19 protein-coding genes are annotated in these 16,155 nt (G+C 73.7%); 17 read left to right on the top strand and 2 right to left on the bottom strand.

The genetic code is table 11. The features are described from left to right. Positions 1 to 31: 31 nt before the first annotated feature. From ACIRYZ_RS20430 to ACIRYZ_RS20365, 14 genes are all read left to right on the top strand, one after another. A complete protein-coding gene (locus ACIRYZ_RS20430) occupies positions 32 to 1,012 on the top strand; it encodes a helix-turn-helix transcriptional regulator (protein ID WP_402946006.1) in 981 nt (326 codons plus the stop codon). Further along, positions 1,009 to 1,965, top strand: a complete 957-nt coding sequence (locus ACIRYZ_RS20425; protein ID WP_316520336.1) for a WYL domain-containing protein — start codon at positions 1,009 to 1,011, stop codon at positions 1,963 to 1,965. Before ACIRYZ_RS20430 ends, ACIRYZ_RS20425 begins: the two co-directional genes overlap by 4 nt. A gap of 3 nt (positions 1,966 to 1,968) precedes the next feature. Beyond that, entirely contained in the window at positions 1,969 to 2,199 is a 231-nt protein-coding gene (locus ACIRYZ_RS20420; protein WP_355669931.1) for a hypothetical protein, read from the top strand. Between the two features lie 27 nt (positions 2,200 to 2,226). Continuing rightward, positions 2,227 to 2,403 (top strand): hypothetical protein, encoded by a 177-nt coding sequence (locus tag ACIRYZ_RS20415; RefSeq protein ID WP_387622859.1) that lies wholly within the window; start codon positions 2,227 to 2,229, stop codon positions 2,401 to 2,403. A gap of 207 nt (positions 2,404 to 2,610) precedes the next feature. Continuing rightward, entirely contained in the window at positions 2,611 to 2,916 is a 306-nt protein-coding gene (gene tatA / locus ACIRYZ_RS20410; RefSeq protein ID WP_402946003.1) for a Sec-independent protein translocase subunit TatA, read from the top strand. A gap of 112 nt (positions 2,917 to 3,028) precedes the next feature. Further along, the gene (tatC, locus tag ACIRYZ_RS20405) at positions 3,029 to 3,976 is read left to right on the top strand and encodes a twin-arginine translocase subunit TatC (protein ID WP_402946001.1); all 948 of its coding nucleotides are present in this window, start codon (positions 3,029 to 3,031) and stop codon (positions 3,974 to 3,976) included. A gap of 117 nt (positions 3,977 to 4,093) precedes the next feature. Beyond that, positions 4,094 to 5,275 carry an NAD(P)/FAD-dependent oxidoreductase gene (locus ACIRYZ_RS20400; protein WP_402945999.1) on the top strand — a complete coding sequence of 394 codons (1,182 nt, stop codon included), beginning with the start codon at positions 4,094 to 4,096 and terminating at the stop codon, positions 5,273 to 5,275. Then, positions 5,272 to 5,595, top strand: a complete 324-nt coding sequence (locus tag ACIRYZ_RS20395) for a (2Fe-2S)-binding protein (RefSeq protein WP_402945997.1) — start codon at positions 5,272 to 5,274, stop codon at positions 5,593 to 5,595. Before ACIRYZ_RS20400 ends, ACIRYZ_RS20395 begins: the two co-directional genes overlap by 4 nt. After that, the gene (locus ACIRYZ_RS20390; RefSeq protein WP_402945995.1) at positions 5,576 to 7,033 is read left to right on the top strand and encodes an NAD(P)/FAD-dependent oxidoreductase; all 1,458 of its coding nucleotides are present in this window, start codon (positions 5,576 to 5,578) and stop codon (positions 7,031 to 7,033) included. The genes ACIRYZ_RS20395 and ACIRYZ_RS20390 overlap by 20 nt, the downstream gene beginning before the upstream one ends. 151 nt (positions 7,034 to 7,184) lie before the next feature. Then, positions 7,185 to 8,048: a dihydrodipicolinate synthase family protein gene (locus ACIRYZ_RS20385; protein ID WP_402946090.1), complete on the top strand. Its 864-nt coding sequence runs from the start codon at positions 7,185 to 7,187 to the stop codon at positions 8,046 to 8,048. A 71-nt stretch (positions 8,049 to 8,119) separates the two neighbouring features. Continuing rightward, positions 8,120 to 9,124 carry a proline racemase family protein gene (locus tag ACIRYZ_RS20380; RefSeq protein ID WP_402945993.1) on the top strand — a complete coding sequence of 335 codons (1,005 nt, stop codon included), beginning with the start codon at positions 8,120 to 8,122 and terminating at the stop codon, positions 9,122 to 9,124. Between the two features lie 37 nt (positions 9,125 to 9,161). Further along, positions 9,162 to 10,517, top strand: coding sequence for an aldehyde dehydrogenase family protein (locus tag ACIRYZ_RS20375; protein WP_402945991.1), 1,356 nt, complete (start codon positions 9,162 to 9,164; stop codon positions 10,515 to 10,517). Between the two features lie 53 nt (positions 10,518 to 10,570). Next, positions 10,571 to 11,599 carry a proline racemase family protein gene (locus tag ACIRYZ_RS20370; RefSeq protein ID WP_402945989.1) on the top strand — a complete coding sequence of 343 codons (1,029 nt, stop codon included), beginning with the start codon at positions 10,571 to 10,573 and terminating at the stop codon, positions 11,597 to 11,599. An 8-nt stretch (positions 11,600 to 11,607) separates the two neighbouring features. Continuing rightward, a complete protein-coding gene (locus ACIRYZ_RS20365) occupies positions 11,608 to 12,573 on the top strand; it encodes an ornithine cyclodeaminase family protein (RefSeq protein ID WP_402945987.1) in 966 nt (321 codons plus the stop codon). On the opposite strand, the gene ACIRYZ_RS20360 is transcribed toward ACIRYZ_RS20365, so the two are convergent. Then, positions 12,561 to 12,896: a hypothetical protein gene (locus ACIRYZ_RS20360; RefSeq protein WP_402945985.1), complete on the bottom strand. Its 336-nt coding sequence runs from the start codon at positions 12,894 to 12,896 to the stop codon at positions 12,561 to 12,563. The genes ACIRYZ_RS20365 and ACIRYZ_RS20360 overlap by 13 nt on opposite strands. A gap of 86 nt (positions 12,897 to 12,982) precedes the next feature. Beyond that, positions 12,983 to 13,576 (bottom strand): TetR/AcrR family transcriptional regulator, encoded by a 594-nt coding sequence (locus ACIRYZ_RS20355; RefSeq protein WP_402945983.1) that lies wholly within the window; start codon positions 13,574 to 13,576, stop codon positions 12,983 to 12,985. Between the two features lie 105 nt (positions 13,577 to 13,681). On the opposite strand from ACIRYZ_RS20355, the gene ACIRYZ_RS20350 reads away from it, so the two are divergent. The 3 genes from ACIRYZ_RS20350 to ACIRYZ_RS20340 all read left to right on the top strand — a co-directional run bounded on the left by ACIRYZ_RS20350 (position 13,682) and on the right by ACIRYZ_RS20340 (position 16,154). Further along, on the top strand, positions 13,682 to 14,581 hold the full coding sequence (locus tag ACIRYZ_RS20350; RefSeq protein WP_402945981.1) for an NAD(P)-dependent oxidoreductase: 900 nt from the start codon (positions 13,682 to 13,684) through the stop codon (positions 14,579 to 14,581). A 165-nt stretch (positions 14,582 to 14,746) separates the two neighbouring features. Beyond that, positions 14,747 to 15,457 carry a GntR family transcriptional regulator gene (locus ACIRYZ_RS20345; protein WP_402945979.1) on the top strand — a complete coding sequence of 237 codons (711 nt, stop codon included), beginning with the start codon at positions 14,747 to 14,749 and terminating at the stop codon, positions 15,455 to 15,457. Positions 15,458 to 15,557: 100 nt separating this feature from the next. Beyond that, positions 15,558 to 16,154, top strand: a complete 597-nt coding sequence (locus ACIRYZ_RS20340) for a Uma2 family endonuclease (RefSeq protein ID WP_402945977.1) — start codon at positions 15,558 to 15,560, stop codon at positions 16,152 to 16,154. Position 16,155: the final 1 nt, after the last annotated feature.

Raw genomic sequence — 16,155 nt, 5'->3', positions numbered from 1 at the left:
CGCGCGGCGCGGCACACCGGAAGGGTCAGCGATGGCGATCGCCAAGGCAGAGCGGCTGATGAATCTCGCCCTGTGCCTGATGAACACCAGACGTCCGCTCTCCAAGAAGGAGCTGCGGGAATCCGTCGAGGCGTACCGTGAGGCCTGGCAGAACAGCAGCGAGGACGCCTTCAACCGGATGTTCGAGCGGGACAAGGACGACCTGCGCGAGCTCGGCCTGGTGATCGACGTCGACGAGAGCGCCCTGGACGGCGAGCTCGGCTACCTCGCCCGCGCCGACCGCAACCGGCTGCCCGAGATCGCGCTGGACGCAGAGGAGGCGGCCGCGCTGACCCTGGCCGCCCGGGTCTGGCAGCAGGCCAAGATGTCCGGCGCGGCCAGCGGCGCGCTGCAGAAGCTGCGCGCGGCCGGGGTGCCGTTCAGCGAGGCCGAGGGCCGGACCGCCCTGGAGCCGCGCATCCCCGCCCGGGAGGCCGCGTTCGAGCCGCTGCTCACCGCCGCCCGGGACCGCCGTCCGGTGACCTTCGAGTACCGCAAGGCCGGGGCCGCCGCCGTCGAGCAGCGCAGCGTCGAGCCGTGGGCGCTGGAGTGCTGGCGCGGGCACTGGTACCTGGCCGGGTACGACCGCGACCGGGGTGACGCCCGGGTGTTCCGGCTCAGCCGGATCACCGGCAAGGTGAAGGCGAAGAACGGGGCCTTCCTCGGGACGGTGCCCGAGCACGTGGACGTGCGGGCCACGGTGGCCAAGTTCGCCGGGGAGGGCGCCACCGCCACCGCGACCGTCCGGGTCCGCCGGGGGGCCGGCTTCCCGCTGCGCACCAAGGCGCTGAACAGCAGCCGGGTGGACGAGGGCTGGGACGAGCTGGAGATCCCGTACGGCAACGGGCTGGGCGCCGACCTCGCGGAGTTCGGGCCGGACGTGCTGGTGCTCGGGCCGGAGGAGCTGCGGGCGGATGTGATCGACCGGCTGCGGGCGGTCGCGGGGCTGGACTCGGAGGACGTACGGGCATGAGTAATGCGATCGACCAGACGCGACGGATGCTGTCGCTGGTCACCTACCTGCGCGAGCGGCCCGGGGCCGAGGTCGCCGAGGTGGCCCGGGCCTTCGGGATCAGCGAGCGCGAGCTGATCGGGGACCTCAACGTGCTGCCGATGTGCGGCACCAGTTTCCGTGGCGGCGACCTGCTCGACATCGACACCGACGGCGAGCGGATCTGGTGGCACAACGTCGACGACGTGGCCCAGCCGCTGCGGCTGGCCGCCGACGAGGCCACCGCGCTGCTGGTGGCCGCCCGCGCGGTGGCCGGGCTGCCGGGCCTGCGGGCCGGGGACCGGGAGGCGCTCACCCGGGCCGTCGCCAAGATCGAGAACGCGGCCGGGGAGAGCGCCGAGGGCAGTGCCCGGGTCGGCGTGACCTTCGAGGCCGAGAGTCACGTCTTCGCCGACATCGACCGCGCGCTCAGCGAGGGCCGTCGGCTCTGGCTGCGTTACTACTCGCACGGGCGCGGCGGGATGACCGAGCGCGAGGTCGACCCGATCCGGCTGCTCACCGAGGGCCACACCTACCTCGAGGCCTGGTGCCGAACCTCCGAGGACCACCGGATGTTCCGGCTGGACCGGGTCGCCGAGATCCGCGTCCTGGACGTCCCGGCCGACCCGCCCCGGCGCGAGCCGCGCGACCTGAGCGGCGGGCTGGTCAACCCGGCGGCGGACGACCCCGAGGTGGTGGTGGAGGTCTCCTCCGGCGGGCGCTGGGTGGCCGAGTACTACACCCACGACCGCGCCGAGGAGCTGCCCGACGGCGGGCTGCGGATCACCCTGCGCAGCGCCGACCCCTCCCAGCTGCGCCCGCTGGCGCTGCGGCTGGGCCGGGACGGCCGGATCGTCTCGCCGCCGGAGCTGGCCGAGCAGGCGCGCTCGGCCGCGCGGGAGGCGCTGGCCGCCTACGGGGAGGGGCAGGTCTGACCGGTGGAGCCCGGGACCAGATTCAAGGTGTACTGCTCGGAGTGCCGGGAGAAGGTGGAGCTCCCGGCCGAGGAGTTCCGGCTGACCCTCGGTCGGACCCCGGCGCAGGCGCACTACAGCTTCGGTTGTCCGCTCTGCGGGGCTGCGGTGCGCAAGCCGGCCGGGGAGAAGATCGTCGAGGCGCTCACCGGGGCTGGGGTCCGCACCATGCGGCTCGTCCCGGCCGAGGGGTAGCGCGCACCTGGCGATAGGGTGGGGCGCATGTCCTGGATGCTCGTCGCCGCCGTCCTGCTCGCAACCGCGGGCCTGCTGGTCCTCGGGGTCCTCGCGATCCGGCTCTGGATGGACGTACGGGCGCTGGCCAAGGGCGTGGACGCGGCCTCGCGGGCGCTGACCGAGGCGGCGGGGGAGCTGGCCTCGGCGGTTCCGAACCGTTAGGCGGAATTTCGGGTGGCACACCGGGGCATCGGCGGTACGGGGGCTGCTGTACCGAGGTAGGGGCGGGTTACGCTCTCAAGTGGCTCCTGAACTGCGAACCGGGAGCCGCTGTCCTGTTCGGGCGGCCGTCGTCGGGGCGTCATCCGCAGCGGTTACCATCCGCGGCGGGCGGCCTGTCGGGCCGTGGAGGCTGAAGGTGGTCGGCGCATGCGCTTGTCGGTGACCGCGATCGTGGTGATCGCGGTGTTCGCCATCGTGCTGTTCGGATCCAAGCGACTGCCCGATCTGGCGCGTTCGCTGGGGCAGTCGCTGCGGATCCTGAGGAGCGAGACCAAGGCGATGCGCTCGGACGGCGCCTCGGCCGGGAGCGCGGCGCCGGCCGTGCCGCGGGTCGACGGCGCGGCGCGGTCGTCGGTCAAGACCATCCAGACGGCTCCGGGCGCGTCGGCCACGGCCCGGCCGGTGGCCGAGTCGGGCGCCGGGCCGTCCGCGCCCGACGACCGCCCGCACTGAGCGCGGCGTACGTGACGGACGTGATGTACGCGACGCAGGCGACGCAGGCGACGCACACGACCATGGAGGCCCGTCGACCGGCGGGCCTCGACGCACGAGTTGAGGACCGGGGTTGAGCAAGCTCTCCAAGGCGCCGAAGAAGGAGCCCAAGGATCCTGAGGGGCGGATGGCCCTCGCCGACCACCTGCGGGAACTGCGCAACCGCGTGGTCAAGTCGGTCCTGGCGATCGTGCTGTTCGCGATCATCGCGGCGATCTACCACAAGCAGATCGAGAACTTCCTGCTCCAGCCGCTGCCGCAGTGCGACAGGCGGAACTCGGGCGACTACCACGGTCGTTGCGCCCAGGTGTCCAACATCGGCCTCACCGCCGGTTTCAACTGGATGCTGAAGGTCTCGCTGACCGCGGGCGTGGTGGCGGCCGTCCCGGTCTGGCTGTACCAGGTGTGGGCCTTCGTGGCGCCCGGTCTGCACAGGCACGAGAAGAAGTACGCGGTCATCTTCATGGCCTGCGGCGCCCCGCTGTTCCTGACGGGTGTGGCCTGCGCCATCTGGGTGATGCCGACCATGGTCGAGATGCTGATCTCGTTCACCCCGAACACGACGACGCCGATCCTGCCGCCCGAGGACTACTTCGACGTCGCCACCCGGATGGTGCTGGTCTTCGGTCTGGGCTTCGAGTTCCCGCTGCTGCTGGTGATGCTCAACATGGTCGGTATCGTGACCGGCAAGCGGCTGCTCAGCTGGTGGCGCGGGATGGTCATGGGCATCACCGTGTTCACCGCGTTCGCCACCCCGGGCGCCGACCCGATCAGCATGCTGCTGCTGGCCATGCCGATCTGGGCGCTGTACTTCGCCGCGGTGGCCGTCGCGCTGCTCAACGACCGGCGCAAGCGGCGCAACAACCCGGACGCCGACCTGGACGACGAGGAGGCCTCGCACCTGGACCTCACGGTGCAGGAGGTCGACGGTGCGGAGTCGGTGCGCGCCTCGGCGGCGCCGACAGCCAGTGCCGCGCCGGTGTCGGCCGGGCGGCACGAGCAGATGGACGACATCACCTGAGCCGGTAGGTCCTCGTGAAGCCCCGGCCCGCCGCCTCCCGCGGCGGGCCGGGGCTTTTCGCGTCCTGCCGCTCCTGGCGGTCTTGGCAGCGTTGATGGCATGTGACATATTACTGGCGTGCTGAAGACCCAGAGACCTCCCCTGGATGTCGTCGTGGTCGGCGCCGGAGTCGTCGGCGCCGCCTGCGCCTACTACGCCGCCCGTGCCGGGCTCGCCGTCGCCGTCGTCGACCGCGGGCCGGTGGCCGGGGGCACCACCGGGGCGGGCGAGGGCAACCTGCTGGTCTCCGACAAGGAACCCGGGCCCGAGCTCGACCTCGCCCTGCTCAGCACCCGGCTCTGGCGCGAGCTCGCCGAGGACCTCGGTCCGGCCGTGGAGTACGAGCCCAAGGGCGGCGTGGTGGTCGCCTCGACGGCGGCCGGGCAGCAGGCGCTGCGGGACTTCGCCGCCGGGCAGGCCGCGGCCGGGGTGGCCGCCGAGGAGGTCCCGGCCGAGCGGCTGCGCGAGCTGGAGCCGCACCTCGCCCCCGGGCTGGCCGGCGGCTTCCACTACCCCCAGGACGCCCAGGTCCAGCCCGCCCTGGCCGCCGCCCACCTGCTGCGCGAGGCCCGCCGGATGGGTGCCGAGCTGATCACCGGGGAGAGCGTGACGGCCGTGGACCTGGGGCCGGACGGCGCGGTGCGCGGCGTACGGACCGACCGGCGCCGACTGGCCGCGCCCGCCGTGGTCAACGCGGCCGGCACCTGGGGCGGCGAGCTGGCCGCCCTCGCCGGAGTGCATCTGCCGGTGCTGCCCCGGCGCGGCTTCGTACTGGTCACCGAGCCGCTGCCGAGGATCGTCCGGCACAAGGTCTACGCCGCCGACTACGTGGCCGACGTCGCCAGCGGCTCGGCCGGGCTGCAGACCTCCGCCGTGGTCGAGGGCACCCCCGGCGGGCCGGTGCTGATCGGGGCCAGCCGGGAGCGGGTCGGCTTCGACCGCACCCTGTCCCAGGAGGTGCTGCGCCGGCTGGCCGGCCAGGCCGCGGCGCTGTTCCCGGTGCTCGCGGACGTCACCGTGATGCGCGTCTACCGGGGCTTCCGCCCGTACCTGCCGGACCACCTGCCCGCCGTCGGGGCCGACCCCCGGGTGCCCGGGCTCCACCACGCCTGCGGCCACGAGGGCGCCGGGATCGGGCTGGCGCCGGCCACCGGGCTGCTGATCAGCGAGCAGCTGACCGGGAAGCAGCCGGAGCTGGACCTCGCGCCGTTCCGTGCGGACCGGTTCCCGGCCGCGTCAGACTCCTTGGAGAAGCCGTGACCCGTCGTCCCCGCACCCCCGCCGGGCTGGTCGAGGCCCGGCCCGGGCCCGCCCACCACATCGAGTTCGACGGGCGGCCCGTCCCCGCCCTGTCCGGGCAGTCGATCGCCGCCGCGCTCTGGGCCGACGGCGTGCTCGCCTGGCGCACCACCCGGATCGGCGGGCGCCCGCGCGGGGCGTTCTGCGGGATCGGCTCCTGCTTCGACTGCCTGGCCACCGTGGACGGCCGCCCCAACCAGCGCACCTGTCTGCTGCCCGCCGAGCCGGGCACCGTCGTCACCACCCAGGAGGGCCACGGCCGTGCCGACCTCGCCGTCTGACCCCCGTGACTCCCGCTACGACCTCGCGGTGGTCGGGGCCGGGCCCGCCGGGCTGGCCGCCGCCGTCACCGCCGCCGAACTCGGGCTGAGCTGCGTCCTGCTGGACGGCGGGCAGAGCACCGGCGGGCAGTACTACCGGCACCCCGCGCCCGGACTGGGCGCGGCCCGTCCGGACCGGCTGCACCACGGCTGGTCGACTTACACCGGGCTGGCCTCGCGGCTCGACTCCGCCGAGCGGGCCGAGTTCCGGGGTGGCCACCAGGTCTGGGCGCTGGAGCGGACCGGGGACGGCTTCGCGGTGCACGTCACCCGGGGGCCGCGGGCCGCCGACCGGGACACCGTCCTGGCCCGGACGGTGCTGCTCGCCACCGGGGCGTACGAGCGGCAGCTGCCCTTCCCCGGCTGGACCCTGCCCGGGGTGGTCACCGCGGGCGGCGCGCAGGCGATGCTCAAGGCCGGGCTGGTGCTGCCCGGGCGGCGGATCGTGGTGGCCGGCAGCGGACCGCTGCTGCTGGCGGCGGCCTCCTCGCTGGTCAGTGCCGGGGCGGAGGTTCCGGCGGTGGTCGAGGCCGGCGACTACCTCGGGTACGCCCGGCGCCCCGACGTGCTGGCGGCCGTCCCCGCCAAGCTGGTCGAGGGCGCCGGGCACGGCAGTGCGCTGCTGCGGCACCGGGTCCGGCTGCGGCGGCGCAGCGCCGTCGTGGAAGTGCACGGGACGGACCGGGTCACCGGGGTCACGGTGGCCCGGCTGGACGCGGACTGGCGGCCGCGCCCCGGCACCGAGCGGCGGATCGACTGCGACGCGCTGGCCGTCGGGCACGGGCTGCTGCCGCAGATCGACCTCGCCACCGAGCTGGGCGCCGACACCCTGACCGGGCCGGACGGGGCGGTCGCGCTGCGGGTCGACGCGGGGCTGCGCACCTCGGTGCCGGGGCTGTGGTCGGCGGGGGAGACCAACGGCGTCGGCGGCGCGGACCTCGCACTGGTCGAGGGGGAGCTGGCCGCGCACGCGATCGCCGGGGCGCTTCCGGCGCCGGCGCTGCGGCGCCGGCGGGCACGGCTGCGGGCCTTCGCCGAACTGATGGCGGCCGCCCACCGGCCGGGGGCCGGCTGGACCGGGTGGCTGCGGCCGGAGACCGATGTGTGCCGGTGCGAGGAAGTGCCGGTCGCGCGGATCCGGGAGGCGGTGGAGGAGCTCGGCGCGGGCGATCCCCGGACCGTCAAGCTGCTCACCCGGGCGGGGATGGGCTGGTGCCAGGGGCGGATGTGCGGTCCGGCGGTGGCCTGTCTGTCGGGTGCCGCGGAGTCCGGGGCCGATCGGCGGCCGCTGGCCTGCCCGGTGCCGTTGGCGCAGCTGGCGGCGGGGGGAGCGGTGTCGGATTCCGGCTCGGGTTCGGTATCGGGTCCGGGGTCGGCGTCGGCCTCGGGTGACGGCTAGTCCGGCAGTCCGGCAGTCCGGCAGTCCGTCGAACGCGCGGGGCGGGGACTCTTGTCTCCGGCCTGTTCCCGTTTATAAAATGTCACACCTCACCAAGGAGCTCAACGTGTCCATCACCCAGCACGACACCACCCGTCCCTGGCGCGGCGTCATGGTCGCCACCGCGATCCCGCTGCGCCCGGACCTCTCCGTCGACTACGACGCCTACGCCGAGCACGTCCGCTGGCTGATCGAGTCCGGCTGCGACGGGGTCGTCCCCAACGGCTCGCTGGGCGAGTACCAGACGCTCACCGCCGAGGAGCGCGCCCGGGTCGTCGAGGTGGCGATCGAGGCGGCCGGCGACGGCTCCCGGGTCATGCCCGGGGTCGCCGCGTACGGCAGCGCCGAGTCCCGCCGCTGGGCCGAGCAGGCCGCCGAGGCCGGGGCGGGCTCCGTCCTGCTGCTGCCGCCGAACGCCTACCGGGCCGACCATGACGCGGTGCGCGCGCACTACGCGGAGGTCGCCAAGGCGGGCCTGCCCGTCGTCGCGTACAACAATCCGATCGACACCAAGGTCGACCTGGTGCCCGCGCTGCTCGCCCGACTGCACGGCGAGGGCTCGATCGTGGCCGTCAAGGAGTTCAGCGGGGACGTCCGCCGGGCGTACGAACTCGCCGAGCTGGCCCCCGGGTTGGACCTGCTGATCGGGGCCGACGACGTGCTGCTGGAGCTGGCGCTGGCCGGTGCGGTCGGCTGGATCGCCGGATACCCGAACGCGCTGCCGGAGGCCTCGGTGGCGCTCTACCGCGCGGCCGTCGAGCACAACCTGGAGATCGCGCTGCCGCTGTACAAGTCGCTGCACTCGCTGCTGCGCTGGGACTCCAAGACCGAGTTCGTCCAGGCCATCAAGCTCTCCATGGACATCGCCGGGCGCCCCGGCGGTCCGGTCCGGGCGCCGCGGCAGCCGCTGGCGCCGGAGGTCGAGGCGGCCGTGCGCGCGGCCACCGAGAAGGCACTGGCCGAGGGGCTCGCGTAGTCCGTGACCGCCCGGCCGGCTGCGGGGGCAGCCGGCCTCAACCAACCGCTACCACATGGGAGTTGTCAGCCATGCGCAGCCGTCACGTGTTCCACGCCGTCGACTCGCACACCGAGGGCATGCCGACCCGGGTGATCACCGGCGGCTTCGGCGTCATCCCCGGCGCCACCATGGCCGAGCGCCGGGTGCACTTCCAGCAGCACCTGGACCACTTCCGCACCCTGCTGATGTACGAGCCGCGCGGGCACGCCGCGATGAGCGGTGCCATCCTGCAGCCGCCGACCCGGCCGGACGCCGACTTCGGGGTGCTCTACATCGAGGTCTCCGGACTGCTGCCGATGTGCGGGCACGGCACCATCGGGGTGGCCACGGTGCTGGTCGAGACCGGGATGGTGCCGGTGGTCGAGCCGGTCACCACGGTGCGCCTGGACACGCCCGCCGGGCTGGTGGTCGCCGAGGTGCTGGTCGAGGGCGGCGCCGCCAAGGCGGTGACCATCCGCAACGTCGCCTCGTACTCCGTCGCGCTGGACCGCAAGATCGAGGTGCCCGGGTACGGCACGGTCGGCTACGACCTCGCGTACGGCGGCAACTTCTACGCCATCCTGCCGCTCGCCGAGTTCGGGCTTCCGTTCGAGCGTGAGCGCAAGCAGGACATCCTGGACGCCGGCCTCGCGCTGATGGCGGCCATCAACGCGGGCCCGGACCGGCCGGTGCACCCGGAGAACCCGTCCATCCACAGCTGCCACCACGTCCAGCTGCTCGCCCCCGGCTCCACCGCCGAGCACTCCCGGCACGCGATGGCCATCCACCCCGGCTGGTTCGACCGCTCGCCCTGCGGCACCGGCACCTCGGCGCGGATGGCGCAGCTGCACGCGCGCGGCGAACTGCCACTGGGGCGGGACTTCCGCAACGACTCCTTCATCGGGACGACCTTCACCGGGCGGCTGGTCGAGGAGACCGAGGTGGCCGGGCGGCCCGCCGTGGTGCCCACCGTCACCGGGCGGGCCTGGATCACCGGCACCGCCCAGTACTTCCTCGACCCGGACGACCCGTTCCCGGCGGGTTTCCTGCTCTGACGCTCCGTTCTGAACTCGCTCCGAAGGGCTGCTAGTTGTGACCATCACCTCGTACAATCCGGCCGATCCGAGCGACCTCGTGGTCGCCGTCGAGGAGCCCGGCGCCGAGGCCGTACGGGCCGTCGTCGGACGGGCCCGGGCCGCGCAGGGCGGCTGGCTCGGGGCCGGTGCGGGCGCCCGGTCGGCGGCGCTGGGGCGGATCGCCGAGACCGTCGAGGCGCACGCGCAGGAGCTGGCCGCGCTGATCGTGCGCGAGGTCGGCAAGCCGCTCGCCGAGGCGCGCGGCGAGGTCGCCCGGACGGCGGCGATCTGGCGGTACTACGCGCAGGCGCCGTACGCGCCGTCCGGGGAGGTGCACGAGCCGGCCGCCGGGCCCGGGCTGCTGCTCACCCGGCGGCGCCCGTACGGGGTGGCCGGGCTGATCACGCCGTGGAACTTCCCGCTGGCGATCCCCAGTTGGAAGGCCGCGCCGGCCCTGGCGGTCGGGAACACGGCGGTGCTCAAGCCCGCGCCGGAGGCGACGGCGTGCGCGCTGCGGCTGGCGGAGCTGGCCGGGTTGCCCGCCGACGTCCTCACGGTGCTGCCGGGCGGGGCCGAGGAGGGCGCGGCACTGGTCGACGCGGCGGACGTGGTGTCCTTCACCGGCTCGACCGGGGTCGGGCGGGCCGTGGTGCGGGCGGCGACCGGGCGCGGGGTGCCGGTGCAGGCCGAACTCGGCGGGCTGAACGCCGCGTTGGTGCTACCGGATGCGGATGTGGAGCTGGCCGCCGCCCACATCGCGGCCGCCGTCGCCGGGTACGCCGGGCAGAAGTGCACCGCCACCAGCCGGGTGATCGCGGTCGGCACGGCCCACGAGCCGCTGCGCGAGGCCCTGGTCAAGGCGCTGGCGGCGGTGGACGACGCGGTGTGCGGGCCGGTGATCAACGCCGCCGCGCGGGAGCGGGTGACGGGGGCGGTCTCGTCGGCCGTCGCGGCCGGGGCGAGCGTGCTCACCGGCGGGCGGATCCCCGAGCGGGCCGGCTGGTACGTCGAGCCGACCCTGCTCGCCGACGTACCCGGCGAACACCCCCTGGCGCGCGAGGAGTTCTTCGGTCCGATCGCGGTGCTGCACGCGGCGGCCGACCTGGACGAGGCGATCGCGCTCGCCAACGACACCCCGCACAGCCTCGCCACCTCGGTGCACACCCGCAGCCTGGACGTGGCGCTGGCCGCCGCCGACCGGCTGGACGCGGGCATGATCCGGGTCAACGCCCCCTCCAGCGGCGTCGACTTCCACCTGCCCTTCGGCGGGACCAAGGGCGCGAGCCACGGCGACCGCGAACAGGGCCGGGCCGCACTGGACTTCTACACCGTGAGCCGGACGGTCAGCGTGCTGCCGGGCGGGGGCGCCTGATGGGCGTCGGTGGCCTGACGGATGACCATGGCCTGGCGGACGTTCGTCACCTGATGGATGTCCGGGCGGTCGACTACCACGCGGCCGGTGAGCCGTTCCGGATCGTGCTGGACGGCGCGCCGACGATCCCCGGTGACAGCGTCGCCGAGCGCCGGGCCAGCGCGCTCGGCGCGGGCGGCAGCGCTACCGCGCCCCGGCCCAGCGCGCTGGACACCGTCCGGCAGCTGCTCGTCCGGGAGCCGCGCGGGCACGCCGGGATGTACGGCGGGTTCCTGGTGCCGCCGGACGACGACGAGGCGCACCTGGGCGTGCTGTTCTGGCACAAGGACGGCTACTCGACGGCCTGCGGGCACGGCACCGTCGCGCTCGGCGCCTGGGCGGTGGACTCCGGGCTGGTCCCGGCCCCCGCCGACGGCGTGGCCCGGGTGCGAATCGACGTGCCCTCCGGGCGGGTCACCGCCCTGGTGCAGCGGGCCGGCGGGCGCACCACCGGGGTCACCTTCCGCAACGTGCCCAGTCGGGTCAGCGCGTTGAAGCTGCCGGTGACCACCTCGCGCGGGGTGGTCGAGGTCGCCGTGGCGCACTCCGGGGCGTGCTACGCGTCCGTCCCGGCGGCGGCGCTCGGGCTCGCGGTGGAGCGGGGGCAGCTGCCCGAACTCACCGCCGCGGGGCGGGAGATCAGGGCACTGCTGGCCGACTCGGAGGCGGTCGCGCATCCGACGGACGCGCGGCTGTCGGGCGTGTACGGGGTGGTGCTGTACGACGAACTGCCTTCTGCTGATGGTGTGTTGAGCCAGCGGAACGTCGTCGTGTTCGCGGACGGGCAGATCGACCGCTCGCCCTGCGGCTCCGGAACCTCCGCCCGGCTCGCCGTACTCGCCGCCGAGGGGCGGCTCGCACCGGGGGAGGAACTGCGGCACGAGTCGATCATCGGCACGGTCTTCACCGGACGGGTCCTCGCCGGAGGCGACCGGCTGGGGGAGGGCGTGGTCACCGAGGTCGGCGGGACGGCGTTCCGCACGGGGGAGCACCGGTTCGTCCTGGAGCCGGGGGACTCGCTGGGGCCGGGGTTCCTGCTGTGAGAGGTGTCGTGCCGCCCGGTGCTGAGCTGCCCGGTGCTGAGCTGCCCGGTACGGCGGCTGAGCCGCTCCAGTACGCCGTGCCGGGCACCGGCGGGGTCGGGCCCGCCGGGGCGGTGGGGGCGATCGAGCGAGTGCTGCTGGACGGGTTCGACCCGGAGGCGGCGCCCGCTCGATCGGCCGTACCGGTGCCAGCGGGGGAGCTGCTGCTGATGCCGGCCGCCGTCGGGCCGTACGCGGGCGTCAAGATCGCCGGAGTCGTACCCGGCAACCCGGCGCTCGGGCTGCCCCGGATCACCGGCAGCTACCTGCTGCTCGACGGGCCGACCCTGCAGCCGTTGGCCGTGCTGGACGGCGCGGCCCTCACAGCCCTGCGCACGCCCGCCGTGACGGCGGCGGCGCTGGCGCGGCTTGCGGTGCCGGAGGCCGAGCACCTGGTGGTGTTCGGCTCCGGACCGCAGGCGTACGGACACCTGGACGCGCTGCTGGCCGTCCGGCCGCTGCGCCGACTCACCGTGGTCGGGCGGGATCCCGGGCGGGCTTCCGCGTTGGTGGCGTACGGGCGGGGGCTGGGGCTCTCGGCCGGCGTGGGTGGGCCGGAGGCGGTCGGGCGGGCGGACGTGGTGGTCTGCTGCACCACCGCGCGGACGCCGCTGTTCGACGGAGCGCTGGTGCCCGCGCACGCGGCCGTCGCGGCGGTCGGCTCGCACGAGCCGGACGCGCGGGAGGTGGACGAGGTGCTGGTCGGGCGGGCCGAGCTGTACGTCGAGGCGCGGACGGCGGCGGCGCGGGAGGCCGGGGACCTGGTGCTGGCGGGCGTGGGCGGACGGCAGGTGTGGAACCTGGCCGAGCTGGTGCGCGGGGACGCGCTGGTGCCGCGCGGGCGGCCGCGGTTCTTCAAGAGCGTCGGGATGGCCTGGGAGGACCTGGCGGTGGCGGCGGAGGTGTACCGGGCCTCGCGCCGTCAGTCGCCGTAGAGGCAAAGCCAACTGCCCGGGATGGCGGCGCAGTTGGCGAGCAGGTTGCGCAGGTCGCGGACGGCCGCCCGCTGCTGCTCGGTGGTGCAGCGGGCGAGCAGCGCGGTGGCCTCCTCGAAGGCGGCGGCCGCGTCCTGCTCGTTGAACATGGTGTCGCCGTACGGGTCGATCCGGCCGAGCCGGTGGTCGCTCGGGTGGGCGTGCGCGGCCAGGGCGGCGGCGAGGGCTTCACCGTGGTTCGACAGGTGCAGCAGGGCGGGTTCGGTGCGGCGGCCGTTGTTCGGGCGGCCGTCGTACAGGGCGATGTCGATTCCCAAGTCCATTGCTCCGGGCTGTGGTCGGGAGTTGTTGAGCTGGAGTCGGCCCGACGGGAAGGGATCCCCCGTCGGGCCGGCTTCTTTTCCGTGTTTCAGCAGCGGTAGGTCGAGAGCAGGCGGGCCAGGTGCTTGCCGGCGACGTGCAGCGGTTCCTCGCTGCGGGCGACCTGGGCGGAGAGTTCGGCGCCCTCCAAGGTGTTGATGACGGTGCCGGCCAGTTCACGGGCGTCCTCGGTACCGATGCCGGCGGCGCGCAGGCGTTCCTCCACGATGGACTGCCAGTTGGCGAAGGCCTCGGCGACCGACTGCTCGATCGCCGGGGCGCGGCCGACCGTCTCCAGGGCGGTGGTCGTGATCGGGCAGCCGTCCTGCCAGTCGGAGGTGCGCAGTTCGGTCGCGAGCAGCGTGGTGCAGGCGGTGATCGCCTCGGCCAGGTCGTCGGAGGAGCCGAGACCGGCGCGCAGGATCACGGCGAACTCCTGGTCCCCGTGCCGGATCGCCTCGGCGGCCAACTCCTGCTTCCCGCCGGGGAAGAAGTGGTAGACGGAGCCGAGCGTGGCCTCGGCCTCGCGGGAGATCTGCTTGATCCCGGTGCCCTCGTAGCCCTGGCGCTGCAGTAGCCGGGAGGTGGCCCGGACGATTCGCTCGCGGGTGCCGACGCTGCTGGTCTTCTCGGCGGTCTTCACGGGGGCATCCTAGCCGACCGTCTGAATAGAGCGTTCGTTCCAGAGCTGTGCTAGCGTCGCCCACGGCGCTGGATAGAGCGTTCGTTCTAGAGGGGGAGTATCCGTATGTCCGTTGAGCTCATTGGTGGGCGGCAGCCGAAGGCGTCCGTGACGGTGATCGGGCTCGGCCCGATGGGGCAGGCCATGGCCGGGGCCTACCTGGACGCCGGGTATGCCGTCACGGTGTGGAACCGTACGGCCGGGCGAGCGGAGCGGCTGGTCGCCCGGGGAGTGGAGTTGGCGCCCAGCGCGGAGGCGGCGGTGGTGGCCAACGAGCTGGTGGTGCTCAGCCTCACCGACTACGACGCGGTGTTCGCCGTACTGGAGTCGGTGGAGGCGGTGGTGGCCGGGAAGGTGATCGCGAACCTCGGCTCGGACACCCCTGAGCGGGCCCGGGAGGTGGCGGCGTGGCTCGCCGAGCGTGGGGCCGGGCATCTGACGGGCGGGGTGCAGGTGCCGCCCTCGGGCATCGGCAGCCCGGAGTCGTCCACCTTCTACAGCGGGCCGGTCGAGCTGTTCCGGCGGCACCGGGCCGCGCTGGAGGTGCTGACCGGGGCTGACTACCGGGGCGACGACCCCGGGCTGGCGCAGCTGTACTACCAGATCCAGATGGACCTGTTCTGGACCTCGCTGGTGGGCTACCTGCACGCCACCGCGATCGCCGAGGCCAACGGCATCTCGGCCGAGGAGTTCCTGCCGTACCTGAGCTCGACGGCCGCCTCGCTGCCGGGCTTCCAGGCCTTCTATGCGCCGCGGATCGCGGCCGGCGACCACCGCGGCGACGTCGACCGGCTGGCGATGGGGCTCGCCGCCATCGAACACGTCCGGCACACCGCGGAGGCCTCCGGGGTCGACGGCGCGCTGCCCGCGCTGCTCGCGGAGGTGTTCCGGCGGGGCGTCGAGGCGGGGGACGGGGCGGCGAGCGCGACCTCGCTGGTCGGGCGGTTCCGGGCGCGGGCGCGGTAGCGGTGCGGTGGCAGATCGTGTGCCGTCGGCCGTTGTCACGGTCGGCGGCCGCTGCCACCATGAGCCTCGGCAGGGTCGACGGGGGTGTTCGGATCCCGGACTGTTGCGCGCTCAACGTAACGTGACATTGTACGCTGGTGTTCTGCACCCACCCGGAGGAACACCATGGCCGAGCTCAAATCCCGCACCCTGATCTCCGTGCAGGAGCGGCTCCGTGACCAGGTCGCCCACGCACTCCGGGCGGCCCTGATCTCCGGCGAACTGCGCCCCGGCGTCGTCTACTCCGCCCCCGCCCTCGCCGCCGACTTCGGCGTCTCCGCCACTCCGGTGCGCGAGGCCATGCTCGACCTCGCCCGGGAGGGGCTGGTCGAGGCCGTCCGCAACAAGGGCTTCCGGGTCACCGAACTCACCGAGCGCGACCTGGACGACTACACCGAGATCCGCGCCCTGATCGAGGTCCCGACGGTGGGCCGGGTCACCCGCACGGCGGCCAAGGACCAGCTGGAGCGGCTGCGCCCCCAGGCCGAGGCGATCGTCGCGGCCGCGCGCAAGCACGACCTGATCGGCTACCTGGAGGCGGACCGGCAGTTCCACCTCGACCTGCTGGGGCTCGCGGGCAACGCCCGGCTGGTGGACGTGGTCGGCGACCTGCGCAAGCGCTCGCGGCTGTACGGGCTGACGCGGCTCGACGAGAAGGGCGAGCTGGTGTCCTCGGCGGAGGAGCACCTGGAGCTGCTGGACCTGATGATCTCCGGCGACTCGGACGCGGCGGAGGCGTGCATGACGCGGCACCTCAGCCATGTGCGGTCGCTCTGGGCGGGGCAGGACGAGGCGGCGGAGGCGGACCGGCCGGCGCTGCGGCTGCGGGCTCGATAGGGGTTAAACCACTCGTTCGAGTGGATGTGGAAGATCGGGCGTCGGGGGACGTTTGCGTTCTACGATGATGTTCTCGACATCGGCAGTCAGGAGGAAATCCGTGTCCGCCGCCGCAGTGGAAGAGCCCATGGAGCAGTTGACGCTGCTCGAAGCCGCAGACCTGATCTCCAACAAGCTGGTCGGCTACCGGGTCGAGATCATCGGGGGTCAGATCACAGTGACGCCACCACCTGACGGTCAGCACGGTGATGCGCTCACCACCATCAGCTTTCCGCTCCTGCTCGCTGGTCTCCATGGCGAGACAACTCGCGTGATCCAGGGGATGGGTATCTGGCTGCCGGACGGGCCGTCCGACTTTGCCGTTCCGGACATGTCGGTGGTCGACGCCGACTATGCCGACCACAAGATCGAGCACAACTGCTACGACCCGGCAGTGTTCCGCCTTGTGCTTGAGGTCACCTCATCGAATCTCAGCGATGACCTCAAGCGGAAGCCGACTGCTTATGCGTCGGCAGGCGTGCCCGTCTACGTCATTGCGGATCGGACGAACCAGCGGGTCATGATGCTGACCGACCCACATGACGGCGAGTACCGAGTGCACGCTGTCCACCACCCAGGGCAGTCCTTTGCGCTGCCTGAGTCGGTCGGGGCTTCGGTGACGCTGAAGGTGGACGACGTGCTTGGACCGTTGAAGTAGT

It is taken from the genome of Kitasatospora sp. NPDC101155, assembly GCF_044768305.1.
GTDB lineage: Bacteria > Actinomycetota > Actinomycetes > Streptomycetales > Streptomycetaceae > Kitasatospora.
This window is presented reverse-complemented; position numbering and strand designations above follow the sequence as displayed.